Below are 17,383 nucleotides of genomic sequence, written 5' to 3'. Positions count from 1 at the left end.
CGTCCGATTTATTGTTGCCGGCGGGCATATCTTTGTAGGCCTCTTCTTTCCATTTGTGGTGCCGCTCTACCAATTTTTGCGCTCGGTAGTTACTTTAAATTCGCTGTTTTCTTCTAATTCCGACACAAAGGCTGAGGCATCTTCTAAAACCTCTTTTTCGACCAAACTATCCATGCTGGCATTGGCTTTGATGAAGGCGCTATCGACCGCCTGGCGTTTGCCGCGCACCATTCCGGATTTTACGCAAAGCGACAGAATTTTTCTGAATAAACCCAAAAATACTTCCTCGCCAAACAGTTTGCCGTGTGCGGCTAATGGTCGAGTGCCGAGGCAGCGATTCGTTGAGGTCGTAGCCCAAAACAGGCGAACATCAAGGCAGTTGTTGCAGTAGGCAAGCAAAGCGCGGTCGCTGTTGATATTGTTGAGGTAGCCCACCAACAAAATTTTGAAAAACACCACCGGTCTATACTTTGCTGCCCTTCGGAGCCGTAATACTGCTTGGTAGCTGGGTACAGAAAAATCGAGATTGAGGTGGTTGTTTATTCGGCGGTAAAAATTATCTTCCGGAACTAATTGGTCTAAACTTAGTTGGTAAAATAGTTGCGGGGTCAGTTGTTTTCGTCCTTGCATAATGCAGGCAAATATACTACAAATTATTGAATTTTCCTATTCTTTTTAAAAATATTTCACCAAATTTTTTTTGTATATTAATTTTTCACTACCTTTGAGTTGTGCAACAGGCACACGGGTTTGGCAAAAGTGGCGGTTCAGTGCTACGCAGACACATTTGTGGTTAATCAAAGTTTGGTTCTCCGCATCAACATTTGTGGTAAAAATCGCCACCTTCGCCAAGCCCCGAACGTTACCGGTCATGCTAAAAGACGACACAACCAACAAAAAAACGAACGGGAAAACGGACAGACAAAATGCCAACGCTTCGCAAAATTAAAAGAGCTGCAAAGCCAAGCACAAGCCGACACAATTTGCAGCACATTTAATTTTGCCCAATCGCACCCAAGCCCACCCACCACCCGACTTCTTGACAAGTTTGCAGACTGTTGATAAAATCTTTAAAGTTTATTGCGACCAAATCAAAAAGTCTTTTTACATTTGACAAATATTGTCAAGTTAATATTTTCAAATTGAAAACGACCGGAGAAATAATCAGAGAGAAAAGAGAGAAAAAAGGGTTGCTATTGCGACACGTTTCTGCTCAACTCGACATTGACACAGCTATACTCAGTAAAATTGAACGTGGAGAGAGAAAAGCCACAAGAGAACAAATTACTAAGTTGGCTGACATACTTGAACTCGACAAAGAATCCTTGCTTATTCAATATTTGAGTGAGAAAATTCTTTACGAAATTCAAGACGAAGACTTGGGAATTCAAGCACTCAAAGTTGCTGAAAAAACAATTAAATACGGAGTAACTAAAAACAAATAAAATGGCAGAATTACTATCAATAAAAGAAGCAAGCCAGTGGGCGACAGAATATTTGGACAAAAATGTTACTACTTCTAACATTTCCTATCTTATCCAATACGGCAGGATAAAAAAAATAGGTGACAATGGTTCTACACAAGTAATCAAAGAAGAACTGATTGAATATTACAAAGACCAAAAAAAATCGAGACAAGAAGAATGGAAAGAACAGCTTGGTGAAGATTTGAACTGGGCTTTATCATTTGAACAATACAAGGAAGCCGAGACTACAAAACACGTTCACAGACTTCATCCATACAAAGGAAAATTTATTCCGCAGTTAGTTGAATATTTTCTTGACAACCACACCGACAAATTCAAGAAGGAAGTTTATTTCAAGCCCGGAGACATTGTTTACGACCCATTTTCAGGAAGTGGAACTACAATGGTTCAAGCTTGTGAGTTAGGAATTCATGCAGTTGGCAATGATGTTTCTGCATTTAATGCAATGATTGGTAATTGTAAGGTTACAAAATATAACCTTGTTGATGTTCAAACTGAAATAGACAGAATATCTAAAGCATTAAAATCATTTTTAGCAGACCACAAAACGCTTGAATTTGAAGACAGACTTTTAAAAGAGTTGTATGTTTTCAACAACAAGTATTTTCCAGTTCCGGAATACAAATACAAAGTAAAAAGGAAGGAGATTGACGAAAAGACTTATGGTGAAGAAAAGGAAAAGGAATTTTTGCCAACTTTTGATAAACTCGTAAAGGAGTATAAAATAAAATTGCGTCAAGACAAAGAAGATTCGTTCCTTGACAAATGGTATACTCAACACATTCGAGATGAAATTCAGTTTGTGTTTGATGAAATCAAAAAGATTAAAAATCCCGACACAAAAAAAATTGTTAGCGTTATTCTAAGTCGCACAATTAGAAGTTGCAGAGCAACTACACATGCTGACTTAGCGACATTACTAGAACCAATCACGGCAACATATTACTGCGGTAAACATGGAAAAATGTGTAAGCCATTGTTTTCAATTCTTAAATGGTGGGAAACATATTCAAAGGACACTGTAAAAAGATTAGCTCAGTATGACAAGCTAAGAAAAGACACATTTCACACTTGCTTGACAGGTGACAGCAGAAACATTGACATTGTAGAAGGACTTAATAAAATCAATCCTGATTTTGCAAAACTTGTGGAGAAACAAAAAATCAAAGGAATTTTTTCATCACCACCTTATGTTGGTTTAATTGACTATCACGAGCAACACGCATATGCTTATGATTTGTTTGGCTTTGAACGAAAAGACGAATTAGAAATCGGACCACTTTTCAAAGGACAAGGACGAGAAGCGAAACAAAGCTACATTCAAGGGCTTAGTGATGTTTTGAATAACGCAAAAAAATATCTCGTTGACGATTATGATATTTTCCTTGTAGCAAACGACAAATACAATATGTATCCGACCATTGCAGAAAATGCCGGTATGCATATAGTTAATCAATATAAACGACCAGTATTAAACCGAACTGAAAAAGATAAAGGTGCTTATGCTGAGATAATTTTTCATTTAAAAGATAAGTAATTAATGAAGCAAAAAATAGAGAGATACACTGACAAGTTTATAGAAGCTAATTTTGATAAAAAAGATAAATCAAAAAATCCGAGTGTTAAGTTTGAATGGTTTGTAAATTCTCTTCATTGTTGGGAATATTCCAGCCAATCCTATAATGCAAAACAGAAAATTGGTAAAGAAATTTCACTTGGAACTGCACAAGGAGGTGATGCCTTTTTCCTGCTCATAGGGAATAAAATATTTTCTCTCGAAGACAATATCGAAGAAGTTATAAAAGCGATAAAGGATAATAATCATAAAATTGAATTTCACCTTATTCAGACTAAAAAGAGCACAAATGCTAAAATTGGTGACTTTATAAATTTTGTAAATATTCCAATCAAGGTTATAAAAGGTGAAGGCATATCTGGATATCAAAAAGAATTGCTTCGTCTAGCAAATTTTATATCAAAGATTAAGGAAGACCCCGAATTAGAAGCTTCTTTTGTTTTGACATTTTATACTGAAAAAGATGAAAACGATATTGCAAATCTCAGAAAGGATTGGAATTCGGATATTGAGTTTCTTAAAAATCAATATGCTGCATTTGGCAATGTTATTATTCATTTAGAAGGCTCCAAAAAATTAAATGAGCTATTTGAACAATTCAACTCAAACGAATATAAACTCATAATAAATAAGGATAATTGCAGGTTAGATAAAGAGACGTATTTGATTGGGTTTGTAACTGCAAGAGAACTTCTTGACTGTATTGCTCCGAAGAAGGATAATAACATGAGAGTGTTATATCCAGATGTTTTTAAAAATAACATTCGTCTTTATCTGGGACCAACTGAAGTAAATGAGAAAATTGAAACAACTTTATCTAACGAACCAACAAAGTTTCATCTATATAATAATGGCTTAACAATAACAACGAAGGATATAAAACCCGCAGTTGAAAATTTTATTGTTTCTCCTGTAAACATTGTTAATGGTTGTCAGACTGCAAATAGCATTTATAATATTTTTAAATCCAACTCAAAAAATATTGACTTGGTAAAAGTTCCAGTAAAAATAATAATTGCCAGTGACGATGAATATGAAAAAATAACCATAAGAACAAATAGCCAAAACGGCATTTCAGAAAAAGATTTGGTTTCAATTACAAATATTCAAAAAGACTTAGAAGATGTTTTTAGTAAGAATAAATTTCTTAATAGTTCATTTACATACAAGCGTCAAAACTCCATATCAGAAGGCGGATTGGGTGACTTTGATTACATAGTGAACATAAATGATATCCTAAGGGCAATATTTTCAACACTTTTATATATGCCTCATAAAGTTTCGGGCTACTTTGATAAAACCACAAGCGACTTAATTGACATTATTTTCGAAGATAGATTTATTAAACTTTATCAAGTAACTACATCGGTTTATAAAATCCTAGATGATTATCTTGACGAAAAACACCCAGAAAATAAAAAACTACGATTCCATCTGCTATATCTATTTTATAAATTTATTTGCAAAGACCTTGATATAGATAATATTGAAAGATATTTTAGGAAAGAAAAGAATAAGAAAAACTTCGAAGAGCTTGATGGAGAAGAATTGTTAAAGCAAAATGAATTAATAAACAATATTGTTTCGCGGCATTTCAAAATTTCAAAAAATGAGACCGCTTTTCATTCAATTATCGACTACCTAATTGAAATAGTAGTTAAGGATTATTCCAACTTGACTAATTTAGATACAAGAGAGAAGGAAAAGATTCTTTACAAAACTGTTGATAAAGTCCAAAGAGGTGAGCAAGTCTTTTCGAATTTTGAATTAAAATTTACAAAAACACTTAATGAATTTATAACCGAATAATATGGCATTGTCAAATAAGCAAAAAGAAAAAATATCAATTGAGGTTATAAAAACCTTAGTAACTCGATTTGAGAGTTTCCCAGAAGATGCGTCAAACAACAGAAATGCTCCATTTCACGAATCATTTTTAAGAGCATTTTCAGACAAACTAAATGGTAAAGTTTCAGACACACCATTTTTCATAAGTCTTAGTAGTTGGCTACAAGGTTTAAATACAACCTTAGGGCAAACGTTCTTTGAAAATGTTGCTCACCATTTAAGCAATGGTGAAAAAAGAGAATATACTTCAAAGCGACTTGGTAACTTACCAATAACCCAAAGTCAAAGAAATCATATTGCTCAAATAATTGCAGACTTGAGCAATACCACTTCAACTCCAAATCTTAACGCTGAAAACGCTTTGCTTTTTGCACAATACAATGATGCTACCATAAATGCAATGGACTTTTCCGCTGATGTTTTTATTGAAGATGCTTCAAGTGTTATCGCCATTGAACTAAAATCGGTTAAGCCGAATTCAGGAGAAATGAAAGGCGAAAAACAAAAAATTCTTGAAGGCAAGGCAGCACTTTATAATCACTTCCCAGGCAAACAAATTCATTTTTATATAGGCTTTCCATTTGACCCAACTGTAAATCCGGCCAATGAAGCTGTTACAAGTTACAACAAGCCACGATTTCTTGGCTCTATTATCAACATGAATAAATATTTTGCGACTAACGAATCTCTGGTTGCCAATGAACTATGGGATTTACTTTCTGGTCAACAGAATACAATGGAAGAAATATTAGCCATTATCAATACTGTTTCCACAACTTCGTTTTTAGAGAAGTTTCAATTTCTAAGTGATGGAGCAAATAGAACAACACCGGAATATTTAGCACAACTAACTGAATGGCATCTTTATTCTGAAATTGAGTTAATAAACAACAACACGACAATTATTCAGAACATTGGAAACAACAGAGCACTCACAAGGATTTACAATAAAAATTCATTAGATGGAAAAGGGAATTACAGTTGGGACAGATATAATGAGTTAAGACAATTATTTTAAATCCAACGCATTTGGTGGCACATTTGCATTTTTGCCAAACGCACAGAGCCAACTAAAAAATGCAAAAGAGCCACCAAGCCAACGCACCAATACAGTGCAGACACGACAGGACAAAGCAACGAAGGACAGAACCACAGCGGCTAACAGCACCTTGCCAAAAGCGGGGCGACAGTGGTAATATAAAGTTTTGTGCATTTAATTATCTTTGTGCTGGCAGACAGTTTTGTGCTTCTAAGCCCCGCCTTCGGCAAGCTGCAAAACGTTACCTGCAACCCTAATTGAGGGCACTGCTAACCTCAAATTAACTGTATGAAATTAAACAGACAACAATTAGAAAAAATCAAAGAGACCATTGACTTTCTACTCAATAAGTATGATTGGTTTGCTGATTATGCGGACGATTATGAGTTGAAAGTAGAAGACATAGACGAGTTTGTTGATGGTGATTATGAAATCCCTGATTTTTACTTCCCTGGCGAAGAAGATAAACCAGAAATAACAACGGAAGCATTTTTAAAAATTGCAGACGAAATTCCACACATTAAAATTACTGACAACTCAATTATTAAGACAAAGTTGCTCAGGTATTACATTGTTGAAACAACCGATACATACCAAGACCAAATCATTCGCTACACCCATAACTTAAAACTTAATCTTCCAAACGATATTGAAATAAACTTAGTAAAAGACAATTTCATTATTGGATTAGCCGCCATTGAACTTGATGAATACGATAGGGATTATTGGGGAACAGTTTCGCCTTACCTTGCTGTTGAGCTAAAGTATAATTCTGGGGATAAAATACTGACTGCTGAACAGGAACTTGATATTGTTAAGTCATTCATTTTTGAAATTGCTGACAGCACAGGAATTGCATTACGATTTTCGGAAATCAGAAATCCAATTAACGACTATGAGGATTTAGAGGAGGAAGCAGTAGGGCAAGGACAGTTACGAGAGTTAGAGGTTTATAACGAAGGTATGCGACTGTTTGTATCCGCTATTCAAATACAAGAAGAAGAACTAAAGTTTTTAAACTTTTATAAAATACTTGAACACTTTGCCCCTATTGCTGTAAACATTGAAGCAAACGAATTGATGCGAAAAAAACTTGATGCACCAAAAGTTCTCTTTGAAGATGGTGATTACATCCGTTCAATTTTTGAGCTAGCAAAGGCCATGAGAGAAAAGTTCAATGATGAAGACCTAATAAAATCCACCTTCTCAACTTGCTTTGACTTTTTGGGAATTTTTGAATTGCTTCCCGACAGCATAAAAACGAAAGTGAAAAAACATCTTGCCGAAAAAACAATCAATTATTCAATTGACAAACAAAAAATCACAACAGCAGGAAATATGGTTGGTAAAATAATATATGCAACAAGAAACAAAGTTGTTCATGCTAAATCAAATTACGAGACCAGTGGAAACGAATGTGAGGGTGCGGACATTGCAACACTAAACCTCTTTATGAAAGAAGCTTGTTCCCAGACAATTCGTTGGTATAATAGACAACCAAACCATTTTAAACTAACAATCATCTGATAGAATGACAGCGAAGCATGAAATTACATATTCTTCGGACGAACAATAGGGCAGCAGGTAACACGGGTAACCGTTGCACAACCCTCCCTTTACAAAGCGGGTTTTTGGGCTAAAATGCCCGCCGTAGCTACATTTGCCGCGTTTTAGGCAAGTCTTAATTTCGGGACAAATAAATGGAAGTTCCTTTTTTTGAATGCCTTAAAATGAACCTAATTAAGCCCAATAAAGTGAATTTTGAAGAAACCAATACCTGCTGCCCAATTTGGCAGGTACTGGGGCATTTGAGCGTACATTTTGGGCATTTTCCGGATAAATTTTAACAGTTTCTTCAAATTATAGCTCAAAGCCGCCATTAAAACGTGTTTATTGGCTTGGCTATTCTCGTGCATTCACTCGTTTCATGTTGTGATGATTGATAAGCGTTCCCAGCACCGGCTCAACGGTTGAGCTTCGGCGTTTGGTTAAAAAATCGGGTGTAGTTTTTGTCTTTGTTGAGTTTGCGGCATCTTGTCGTACAGGGTTTGTGAATGCTGTCGTCTAATTTTTGAATTTGCTTACCGCACCGCAACACAAGGCTCTGAGGGGGCATTTGCCACAATCGCTTTCGCTGCTGCGATAAACGTTTTTGGTGTAGCCTTTGCTGTCGGTTTTTGTGCCTTTGAAGGTCAAAATAGCCTTGTTGCCGCCCTTTACACATCGGTAGCGGTTGAGTTTTTTGTTGAAAACAAAGCCCTCGCGTTGGGGTTTGTACTGCCCAAAATTTGGAATGTATGCGTTGATATGATGCGCCTCGCAATACTGCAAACTCGCCACTGCTGTAACCCGCATCGGCCAAAACCTCTTCCATTTCCAAGCCGTTTTCTTTGAAATTTGCGATGGTTTGGTTCATGATTTCGCCAAAAATGGCACTGTCTTTGCTGCCCGATGTGCTGGCGCAAGCTCCCGTTATGACATGGTGCGCATCGTCAACGGCCAACTGCCCCGAATAGTTTAGCTGGCGGGCTTTTCGGGGCTTTACGCTTATTTTTAGCATCCGGATCGGTAGGCGAATAATGCGTGTGATTGCTTAAAAATTTAGGCCGAATTTCATGGCCATCTTCATCTAAACGTCCGATTTATTGTTGCCGGGCGGCATATCTTTGTAGGCCTCTTCTTTCCATTTGTGGTGCCGCTCTACCAATTTTTATGCTCGGTAGTTACTTTAAATTCGCTGTTTTCTTCTAATTCCGACACAAAGGCCGAGCATCTTCTAAAACCTCTTTTTCGACCAAACTATCCATGCTGGCATTGGCTTTGATGAAGGCGCTATCGACCGCCTGGCGTTTGCCGCGCACCATTCGGATTTTACGCAAAGCGACAGAATTTTTCTGAATAAACCCAAAAATACTTCCTCGCCAAACAGTTGCCGTGTGCGGCTAATGGTCGAGTGCGGGCAGCGATTCGTTGAGGTCGTAGCCCAAAACAGGCGAACATCAAGGCAGTTGTTGCAGTAGGCAAGCAAAGCGCGGTCGCTGTTGATATTGTTGAGGTAGCCCACCAACAAAATTTTGAAAAACACCACCGGGTCTATACTTTGCTGCCCTTCGGAGCCGTAATACTGCTTGGTAGCTGGGTACAGAAAATCGAGATTGAGGTGGTTGTTTATTCGGCGGTAAAATTATCTTCCGGAACTAATTGGTCTAAACTTAGTTGGTAAAATAGTTGCGGGTCAGTTGTTTTCGTCCTTGCATAATGCAGGCAAATATACTACAAATTATTGAATTTTCCTATTCTTTTTAAAAATATTTCACCAAATTTTTTTTGTATATTAATTTTTCACTACCTTTGAGTTGTGCAACAGGCACAAGGTATTGCCAAAAGCAGGGCTGAACGGCTTCGATTGGGCATTTGTGCAAGGCTCAAGTTCAGTTCTTCGATTGAACTTTTGTGCTAAAATACCTGCCTTCGGCAATACCCAAAACGTTATATAAAATTATCAGAAAAATTTATAGGAAAACACAGTGAAACTTTGCAACTTTGTAGGTCGCTTGAAAACTTAGTAGTTTTGGAACTATTAACTCGGCCCGCACGGTTAGTCGTTTGCCGACTGTTGTGCTAAAGTATCTGGAAAGTATAAACTTGCAGGCAGATAAAATAACATTTATATAACAATGGCTTTACGATTAGGCGGGCGGAAGTGTTATTTCAAGGGAAGAATTTTCTAATAAAACTTAAAAATGTATTGTAAATTTGTCCTTCGTAGGCCGCCCAACGCAAAGCCTTTTCCGTTCGATGAAATTAAAAGATAAAAAATAAAAACAATGGGATTCAGATTCATGGCAATCGCCACAGATAAGATTTACAGTAAGGAAAGGGTTAATGAAATTTCATTCCAGTTTTGGATGAAAAAATTGAAATTTGAAAGAGAAGTCTTTCAGGAAGAAGCAATGAATATTGACTTTGAAGATAACGAATACATTGATATTGCGTTTTTATCCACAGGGACTTTGATTTTTGTGTCAGACCCTATGATTGAGACAATAGCAAACATCAAAAGAAACTCATTTGAAGGAAAGGCAGGTTTTTTTGTTGCGGATGAAACATCTATGACTTTTCAAGCAACCTACTATGAAAATTATTGGCTGTCTATAAAACAATTAGAACATAATGGTGAAATAAAGGAACTGAAAAAGGGAGAGAAATGAATTTAATATACCATATTCAGATGGCTTTGAACTTGTAACAAATTCTATATCTAATATTATAGGACAAAATTTTTTCGGAATAGAGCCAAACCATACCTTTCATCGATATAGAATTACTGATGAAAAGTTTGATATAAGGGATATTGCAATTGATAAAATAAATTGGTTTGAAAGATTAAAAGAATTGATTGCCCGAGAAAAGGTAGCAAAAGCAGAAGGTATTCAACCTGTGCAAGACCAAAATGATAATAAACAAACTCTTAAAAATGATCAACTATCGTCTCAAAAGCCAGGAAAAACAATTCTTGAACGTCTTAAATTTTGGAAATAAAATTCATCGAACAAAGGCTATGATGTCCATGCCTCCTAAACGGCGGCACGGCACATAGCCTAGACGTTATCGGTTATTCTATGACGACAGTGCTTACATCAAACGGACGGACTGAAAACGAACTTTTTTATGACAATTAATTTTCAAACTTTACAGACGAGAACACTTCAATAAAAATGACAGTTGGAAACTATAGGACAACAAAATATAATTCAGGTGTTACGACAACTCAACGACAACCTAACACTTTGGTTGACGGAGAGTAATGACGGGCAGACATTTGAGGTTCTTACAATTAAACCAAACAGCGACTATCAAACCTTACTTGACCGACTTCTCAAAAACGAAATTCTTCCCTTAATCAATCAAGACATTGACGGCATCCAAAAGGTAATTCGGGTTGACTTTGATGCAGGAAGTAAAACTCACTACATCGTTTATCAGCATCTTGACGGCTTCCAACCAATTTACAGTCCGACAGTAAAGGCACTCAAGCATTTGCTCACAGGGCTTGACCAACTAAAAAAACAAAACCGTTTCGGTTTTGTGATTTCTGACGAAACCATAATGACCAATCAAAGCGGAGCTACGCTCCGCTTTGTTGGTTTGTTTGAGTTGTTTAAGCAACAGAACCTTCTCAACAAAGAATTTATTGCTCCTGAATTGCTTGACGAGAAAACAAGACCAAATTTTCAATCCGACATTTATTCCACTTTCGTTTGTTTTACAGACCTTCTTAAAACCATCAATGATGAAACTTTGAAAGAGATTTTTGCAAAATCTCTTTCAGAAAAACGCACAAGCCGTTTTTCTAAGTATTCGGAAATTCTTGATGAACTGGAAAAGGTTAAGGTTTCGGCAAACGCCATTCACAAAAGTGGACTTCCAACAATCAAGGTTGTTGTTAAGCAAGAAGAGAGAGAAAGGTTTTTGCCGACACTTAGCGAAATGAACAACTCCTGTTTTTTTCTTCTTGACAAAAACCTTTCAGAAGGAAAAGGACAGATAACAGGAATGTTCTCTACGAAAAATTATAGTGGAAGATTTTTTGCCGACACAGAGAACCATATTTTCATTCCCGTTCAACACATCAAAAATTCTCCGCTTCAAAAAGTAATTCAGCAAGGTTTTACTACTGAACTTGGTTTTGATTTTCAGCCGACAAAATACTTTGACACATTCCGCTACTTCTACGACAAGTGGGAAACCATCAACACCATTTCGCAACTCAATCAAACAAAACACGACTTAGTAAAGAAGTGGCAAACTTTGCCCGACCAAGAAAGAGAGTTCATTGAAGAAACAGCGTTCAAAGCCGCTTACACAGAAAGAGAAGAAAGCAAAAACAATCCTTCAAACATTCGCTTCACTCTTACAGACGAGTTTAGAAATTGGGATAAGTTGAAAGAGTTGAAGCGAAACGACATCAATCTTTCTATTGACGATAAAATCATTGGCAAAATTCAAGATTACAATCCTTCGGATTGTTTTCTTGTAATCAAAGACGCAAAAGTTACAGTTGACGAAATTCCAGAGAAAGGAGATTTGCTTCAAGATGTGAGAATGGAAACAAGCCAATTCAAAAAACAAGTTGAAGCGTGCAAAAAATTTGAAAACAAAGACATCGTTAATCCTGAGTTGTGCAGCATACTTGCGACACCTGAAAGAATTCCTGCACCCAACAGAGTTGATATTGACTACGAGCATTTCAAAAACGAAGTCATAAATCAAAATCTGAAAACAGACGACACACAAAGAGAGGCAGTGCTTGAAGCCATGCACTACAAACCTGTTTTCTTAATTCAGGGACCGCCAGGCACAGGCAAGACAACTGTAATCGTAGAACTCATTCAGCAAATCATAAATCAAAACAGCAATGCAAAAATTTTGGTTACCTCTCAATCAAACTTAGCCGTTGATAATGTTTTGGAACGACTGCCAGAAAACATTTTGTTCATGCGTTTGGCAGCAGACGAGGACAGAATTAGCAATGAGATAAAAGAACATTCATTTCAAAGCAAACTCAAACACTGGGTGAAAGACACACAGGAAAATTCAACAGGGTTTTTCAACGAACATTTTCAGTCGAAGATTAAAGACAAAGCATTAGTCAACTTTCACAACTTCTATTCAAACATCAACAGGGAAGGCGAAACTGCCTTCGGCAGTTTCGCTAATCTTTTGCGGATGCAGCCCCAATACATCAAAGGACTTTTTGAGAAAGCAAAAAACATCAAGGATGTAGAAAATATTTTCAGCGAGAAGTTGGGCAAGGAATTTCAACAACTCAAAAAAATTCAAAAGGATTGGTTTGCTTTTCTTTCTAATTCAGATACAGACGAAGGCAACAGAAAGAAATCAATGCTGAATGACGGCAGCACAGAAATTGATTTACGGACTGCATTTGTGAAATCGGTAAATGTGATTGGAGCAACTTGTATTCACATAGCAAGCAGCCAATACAGCAAAATCAATTTCCGTTTTGATTATGTGATAATGGATGAAAGCAGCAAAGCATCACCAGCCGAAACGCTTGTTCCTATCAACATGGGACATAACATAATTTTGATTGGCGACCACAAACAACTTCCGCCAGTAATTACAAGAGAAGAAGCGGTAAAGCAGAAAGTGAAAGAGAAGTTGGAGGACAACGGACTTGATATTGAAAAAGAGTTTGGCGAAAGTTTGTTTGAGAAACTCATTACCGAGTTTGAAGCAAATCCAAATTTGCAGAGTTACATACGAATGTTGGACATTCAGTATCGTATGCCCCGACAAATCGGAAATCTTATTTCAAGATTTTTCTATGACGGAAAACTCAAAAACCCTGACACTTCACTACTCAAAAACTTTGACAAGGATAAATTTCACGAACTGAAATTGAAGAAAGCAACTGCTTCAATTTTTGATACTGTTTCAAACGCTGAAATTGAAGTTCCGAACTCTGTCATTTTTGTAAGCACATCAAAGCAGAAAAACCCAAACGATAACGACAATAAGTTTTTCCGACAGAATGAGTGCAATAAAAACAGTATCAAAGAAATTTTGAAGCAACTCAATAAACTTTATCCCGACAATTTGAAAAGAGAAAAACCTTTTACCATTGGAGTAATTGCAGGTTACAGAGGGCAAGTAAACTTGCTTCAAGACAGCATTGAACTACTTGAATACAAAAACTTTGTTGCGATAGACGAAGAAGGTAAGCCCGAACCATTGATTGAGATAAACACAGTTGACAAGTTTCAGGGAGCAGAAAGGGATATAATCATTTACGATATTGTAAAGAGCAGTAAAGGTTCAAGTCCGATTGGGTTTCTTGACGACTACCGAAGAATAAATGTTGCATTTTCAAGAGTAAAGAGATTGCTGATTGTTGTTGGCGATAGCGAATACATTTTGAAACGGGCAACACTAAATCCAAGTGGCAAATTCAAAGAGTTCAAACTGAAAGAAATTGTTGCGGAACTTGACAGGCAAGGTGTAATTGTTCACAGCTTAAACGAAATGATACAATGAGCAAGGAACAAACACACAAACAAAAATTTCACAGCGAGTTTACGATTTTCAAAGACAATCGTAAGCCCGACTATGAATTGAAAAACATTTTTGAAATCTATTTGCCGTTTTGGTTTTGCAGACAGAATGTAGTTGTAGAAAAGGAAATTGAGTTAGACCGTTTCAGCAAAATAATTCTGCAAACAATTCAAAGCGGTTTCACAAAACATTCTGAAGTGTGCAGGTTTTTAGGAGTTGAAACAAATTCATTCGTTACAATGCAGTTTCACTTTCTAATTAAGAACGGCTTGCTGAATGAAACAGCAATCAGCAGCGATACAGAATATGAAATCACTTTTGAAGGACTTTCTTTCCTTGACAGGAAAAAGAAAATTACAGCAGTTGAAACTGTTGAGTTTGAATATTTCTACAATGACCTGACACTTGAATTTTTAGACAAACATCGTTTTGATTTTCTCATTAACGACCTGACAAAAGATTTTGTTGATACAAGCAAACCGCTTGACACGAAAAACATTTCGGAAGGAAAGAGGAAAAAGTTTTCGGGCTACAAAGTTTTGCAGACAAATCTTTTACCGCCTGACAGAATTGAAATTCCTCACAAGAACAAACCATACAATCTCAACAAAGTTGAGTTTGCTAACTTCTTCAACAAACAACAAAGCGACAAATCATTTTACGACTTTGAGAGTAGCAACATTGAAACACACAAACGTTCAATTTGCTTTTTAGCTTTTGAATATGAGGACAAGACAGGAGTAAAAATTTACGACATTAGACACTTCAAAAAGACGGTGAACGAATTTGACAGACACGAACTGGAGGACAACTTAACGAAGCGAACAACTGAATACTTGAAGAAAAACCCTATGACGAATGAGAAGAAGAACAACCGCTAACACGGGTAACCGTTGCACAACCCTCCCTTTACAAAGCGGGTTTTTGGGCTAAAATGCCCGCCGTAGCTACATTTGCCGCGTTTTAGGCAAGTCTTAATTTCGGGACAAATAAATGGAAGTTCCTTTTTTTGAATGCCTTAAAATGAACCTAATTAAGCCCAATAAAGTGAATTTTGAAGAAACCAATACCTGCTGCCCAATTTGGCAGGGACTGGGCATTTGAGCGTACATTTTGGGCATTTTCCGGATAAATTTTAACAGTTTCTTCAAATTATAGCTCAAAGCCGCCATTAAAACGTGTTTATTGGCTTGGGCTATTCCTCGTGCATTCACTCGTTTCATGTTGTGATGATTGATAAGCGTTCCCAGCACGGGCTCAACGGTTGAGCTTCGGCGTTTGGTTAAAAATCGGGTGTAGTTTTTGTCTTTGTTGAGTTTGCGGTGCATCTTGTCGTACAGGGGTTTGAATGCTGTCGTCTAATTTTTGAATTGCTTACCGCACCGCAACACAAGGCGCCTGAGGGGGCATTTTGCCACAATCGCTTTCGCTGCTGCGATAAACGTTTTTGGTGTAGCCTTTGCTGTCGGTTTTGTGCCTTTGAAGGTCAAAATAGCCTTGTTGCCGCCCTTTTTTCACATCGGTAGCGGTTGAGTTTTTTGTTGAAAACAAAGCCCTCGCGTTGGGGGTTTGTACTGCCCAAAATTTGGAATGTATGCGTTGATATGATGCGCCTCGCAATACTGCAAACTCTCGCCACTGCTGTAACCCGCATCAGCCAAAACCTCTTCCATTTCCAAGCCGTTTTCTTTGAAATTTGCGATGGTTTGGTTCATGATTTCGCCAAAAATGGCACTGTCTTTGCTGCCCGATGTGCTGGCGCAAGCTCCCGTTATGACATGGTGCGCATCGTCAACGGCCAACTGCCCCGAATAGTTTAGCTGGCGGGCTTTTCCGGGCTTTACGCTTATTTTAGCAGTCCCGGATCGGTAGGCGAATAATGCGTGTGATTGCTTAAAATTTAGGCCGAATTTCATGGCCATCTTCATCTAAACGTCCGGATTTATTGTTGCCGGCGGGCATATCTTTGTAGGCCTCTTCTTTCCATTTGTGGTGCCGCTCTACCAATTTTTTGCGCTCGGTAGTTACTTTAAATTCGCTGTTTTCTTCTAATTCCGACACAAAGGCCGAGGCATCTTCTAAAACCTCTTTTTCGACCAAACTATCCATGCTGGCATTGGCTTTGATGAAGGCGCTATCGACCGCCTGGCGTTTGCCGCGCACCATTCCGGATTTTTACGCAAAGCGACAGAATTTTTCTGAATAAACCCAAAAATACTTCCTCGCCAAACAGTTGCCGTGTGCGGCTAATGGTCGAGTGCTAAGGCAGCGATTCGTTGAGGTCGTAGCCCAAAAACAGGCGAACATCAAGGCAGTTGTTGCGGTAGGCAAGCAAAGCGCGGTCGCTGTTGATATTGTTGAGGTAGCCCACCAACAAAATTTTGAAAAACACCACCGGGTCTATACTTTGCTGCCCTTCGGAGCCGTAATACTGCTTGGTAGCTGGGTACAGAAAATCGAGATTGAGGTGGTTGTTTATTCGGCGGTAAAAATTATCTTCCGGAACTAATTGGTCTAAACTTAGTTGGTAAAATAGTTGCGGGGTCAGTTGTTTTCGTCCTTGCATAATGCAGGCAAATATACTACAAATTATTGAATTTTCCTATTCTTTTTAAAAATATTTCACCAAATTTTTTTTGTATATTAATTTTTCACTACCTTTGAGTTGTGCAACAGGCACAAGGGTTTTGTGCAATAGGGGTTTTCGTGGTTAATTTAAATTTATTACTTTTATCAAGTTTCGGTTGCGGTAGACAGTTTCAGTTTTCATAACTCCCCTACTGCCACAAAGCCCCAACCCGTTATGTGTGATGAAAACAAAATAAACATGACGGTAGAAATGAATAAAAGTCAGAAAATCAAAGGATTAAACCTCACCCACACTGAGGCAGAGGTGGTTTTGCATACCCGCAAACCTAGCTCACTCCACCACAGCAACAGTTCTGCAAACCCTACCGTAATGTTTCAAGAAATACAATGTAGCTACTTGTATAGGAAATTCCATCCCTTCCTTCTTGAACTCATACGTAGGATTTCAAGAAAACAACATGGACGTACGAACCTCAGACTCGAGACGGATTGGGGGATCAGTAATTTTAAATTCAATAATCATGAATTTTGAATCAATCAAAAGCTCAAAATTTGATGCTTTTAAATCAAGTGAGATTATGGATTCTTTTAGCATTGTAGGAGGTGCACCAGTAGCTACTTCCTATAAAGGTAATGATGGAACTTCAGGTTCTGATTGCCTTGATAAAGCTACGGATGATGGTCAACATACCATTGATGGTAAAGGTGTTGACTACAACAGAGGATCTTGCTAATTTGAATGGACTTAGGCGATAACCTCGCCTAAGT

Annotated in this window: 12 protein-coding genes and 3 pseudogenes; 12 read left to right on the top strand and 3 right to left on the bottom strand. The window is 37.6% G+C overall.

Features of this window, described 5'->3' with window-relative positions:
- Window positions 1-630, bottom strand: a pseudogene (locus IPI59_16225) (transposase).
- A 159-nt stretch (window positions 631-789) separates the two neighbouring features.
- Between IPI59_16225 and IPI59_16220 the strand changes: the two are divergent.
- The 7 genes from IPI59_16220 to IPI59_16190 all read left to right on the top strand — a co-directional run bounded on the left by IPI59_16220 (window position 790) and on the right by IPI59_16190 (window position 7,477).
- Window positions 790-1,062: a hypothetical protein gene (locus IPI59_16220; GenBank protein MBK7529030.1), complete on the top strand. Its 273-nt coding sequence runs from the start codon at window positions 790-792 to the stop codon at window positions 1,060-1,062.
- Window positions 1,063-1,142: 80 nt separating this feature from the next.
- Window positions 1,143-1,445, top strand: coding sequence for a helix-turn-helix transcriptional regulator (locus IPI59_16215; protein ID MBK7529029.1), 303 nt, complete (start codon window positions 1,143-1,145; stop codon window positions 1,443-1,445).
- A gap of 1 nt (window position 1,446) precedes the next feature.
- Window positions 1,447-3,024, top strand: coding sequence for a site-specific DNA-methyltransferase (locus tag IPI59_16210; protein ID MBK7529028.1), 1,578 nt, complete (start codon window positions 1,447-1,449; stop codon window positions 3,022-3,024).
- Window positions 3,025-3,027: 3 nt separating this feature from the next.
- Window positions 3,028-4,872, top strand: coding sequence for an AIPR family protein (locus IPI59_16205; GenBank protein ID MBK7529027.1), 1,845 nt, complete (start codon window positions 3,028-3,030; stop codon window positions 4,870-4,872).
- Window position 4,873: 1 nt separating this feature from the next.
- A complete protein-coding gene (locus tag IPI59_16200) occupies window positions 4,874-5,929 on the top strand; it encodes a TdeIII family type II restriction endonuclease (protein ID MBK7529026.1) in 1,056 nt (351 codons plus the stop codon).
- Between the two features lie 59 nt (window positions 5,930-5,988).
- Complete coding sequence (locus IPI59_16195) at window positions 5,989-6,207, top strand: hypothetical protein (protein MBK7529025.1); 219 nt, start codon at window positions 5,989-5,991, stop codon at window positions 6,205-6,207.
- A gap of 31 nt (window positions 6,208-6,238) precedes the next feature.
- The gene (locus IPI59_16190; GenBank protein ID MBK7529024.1) at window positions 6,239-7,477 is read left to right on the top strand and encodes a hypothetical protein; all 1,239 of its coding nucleotides are present in this window, start codon (window positions 6,239-6,241) and stop codon (window positions 7,475-7,477) included.
- A 278-nt stretch (window positions 7,478-7,755) separates the two neighbouring features.
- Here IPI59_16190 and IPI59_16185 read toward each other — a convergent pair.
- Window positions 7,756-9,214, bottom strand: a pseudogene (locus IPI59_16185) (IS1182 family transposase).
- Window positions 9,215-9,792: 578 nt separating this feature from the next.
- Here IPI59_16185 and IPI59_16180 point away from each other — a divergent pair.
- The 4 genes from IPI59_16180 (at window position 9,793) to IPI59_16165 (ending at window position 14,907) form a co-directional block, all read left to right on the top strand.
- Window positions 9,793-10,161: a hypothetical protein gene (locus IPI59_16180; protein MBK7529023.1), complete on the top strand. Its 369-nt coding sequence runs from the start codon at window positions 9,793-9,795 to the stop codon at window positions 10,159-10,161.
- Between the two features lie 184 nt (window positions 10,162-10,345).
- On the top strand, window positions 10,346-10,492 hold the full coding sequence (locus IPI59_16175; GenBank protein MBK7529022.1) for a hypothetical protein: 147 nt from the start codon (window positions 10,346-10,348) through the stop codon (window positions 10,490-10,492).
- Between the two features lie 183 nt (window positions 10,493-10,675).
- Window positions 10,676-14,008, top strand: a complete 3,333-nt coding sequence (locus IPI59_16170) for an AAA family ATPase (protein MBK7529021.1) — start codon at window positions 10,676-10,678, stop codon at window positions 14,006-14,008.
- Window positions 14,005-14,907: a hypothetical protein gene (locus IPI59_16165; protein MBK7529020.1), complete on the top strand. Its 903-nt coding sequence runs from the start codon at window positions 14,005-14,007 to the stop codon at window positions 14,905-14,907. The genes IPI59_16170 and IPI59_16165 overlap by 4 nt, the downstream gene beginning before the upstream one ends.
- Window positions 14,908-15,000: 93 nt before the next feature.
- Here the strand turns inward: IPI59_16165 and IPI59_16160 are convergent.
- Window positions 15,001-16,592, bottom strand: a pseudogene (locus IPI59_16160) (IS1182 family transposase).
- Window positions 16,593-17,073: 481 nt separating this feature from the next.
- On the opposite strand from IPI59_16160, the gene IPI59_16155 reads away from it, so the two are divergent.
- On the top strand, window positions 17,074-17,349 hold the full coding sequence (locus tag IPI59_16155; protein ID MBK7529019.1) for a hypothetical protein: 276 nt from the start codon (window positions 17,074-17,076) through the stop codon (window positions 17,347-17,349).
- Window positions 17,350-17,383: the final 34 nt, after the last annotated feature.

This window comes from Sphingobacteriales bacterium, from assembly GCA_016706405.1.
In the GTDB taxonomy this organism is placed as follows: domain Bacteria; phylum Bacteroidota; class Bacteroidia; order Chitinophagales; family UBA2359; genus BJ6.
Note: the sequence above shows the minus strand (reverse complement) of the source record. Positions and strands in the feature narration are given on the sequence as shown.

Excerpts from the sequence above, each read along its gene's own strand:
- IPI59_16180 (MBK7529023.1), top strand. The coding sequence starts at position 9,793 with ATGGCAATCGCCACAGATAAGATTTACAGTAAGGAAAGGGTTAATGAA.
- IPI59_16165 (MBK7529020.1), top strand. The coding sequence starts at position 14,005 with ATGAGCAAGGAACAAACACACAAACAAAAATTTCACAGCGAGTTTACG.
- IPI59_16155 (MBK7529019.1), top strand. The coding sequence starts at position 17,074 with ATGGACGTACGAACCTCAGACTCGAGACGGATTGGGGGATCAGTAATT.
- IPI59_16190 (MBK7529024.1), top strand. The coding sequence starts at position 6,239 with ATGAAATTAAACAGACAACAATTAGAAAAAATCAAAGAGACCATTGAC.
- IPI59_16210 (MBK7529028.1), top strand. The coding sequence starts at position 1,447 with ATGGCAGAATTACTATCAATAAAAGAAGCAAGCCAGTGGGCGACAGAA.
- IPI59_16200 (MBK7529026.1), top strand. The coding sequence starts at position 4,874 with ATGGCATTGTCAAATAAGCAAAAAGAAAAAATATCAATTGAGGTTATA.
- IPI59_16205 (MBK7529027.1), top strand. The coding sequence starts at position 3,028 with ATGAAGCAAAAAATAGAGAGATACACTGACAAGTTTATAGAAGCTAAT.
- IPI59_16195 (MBK7529025.1), top strand. The coding sequence starts at position 5,989 with ATGCAAAAGAGCCACCAAGCCAACGCACCAATACAGTGCAGACACGAC.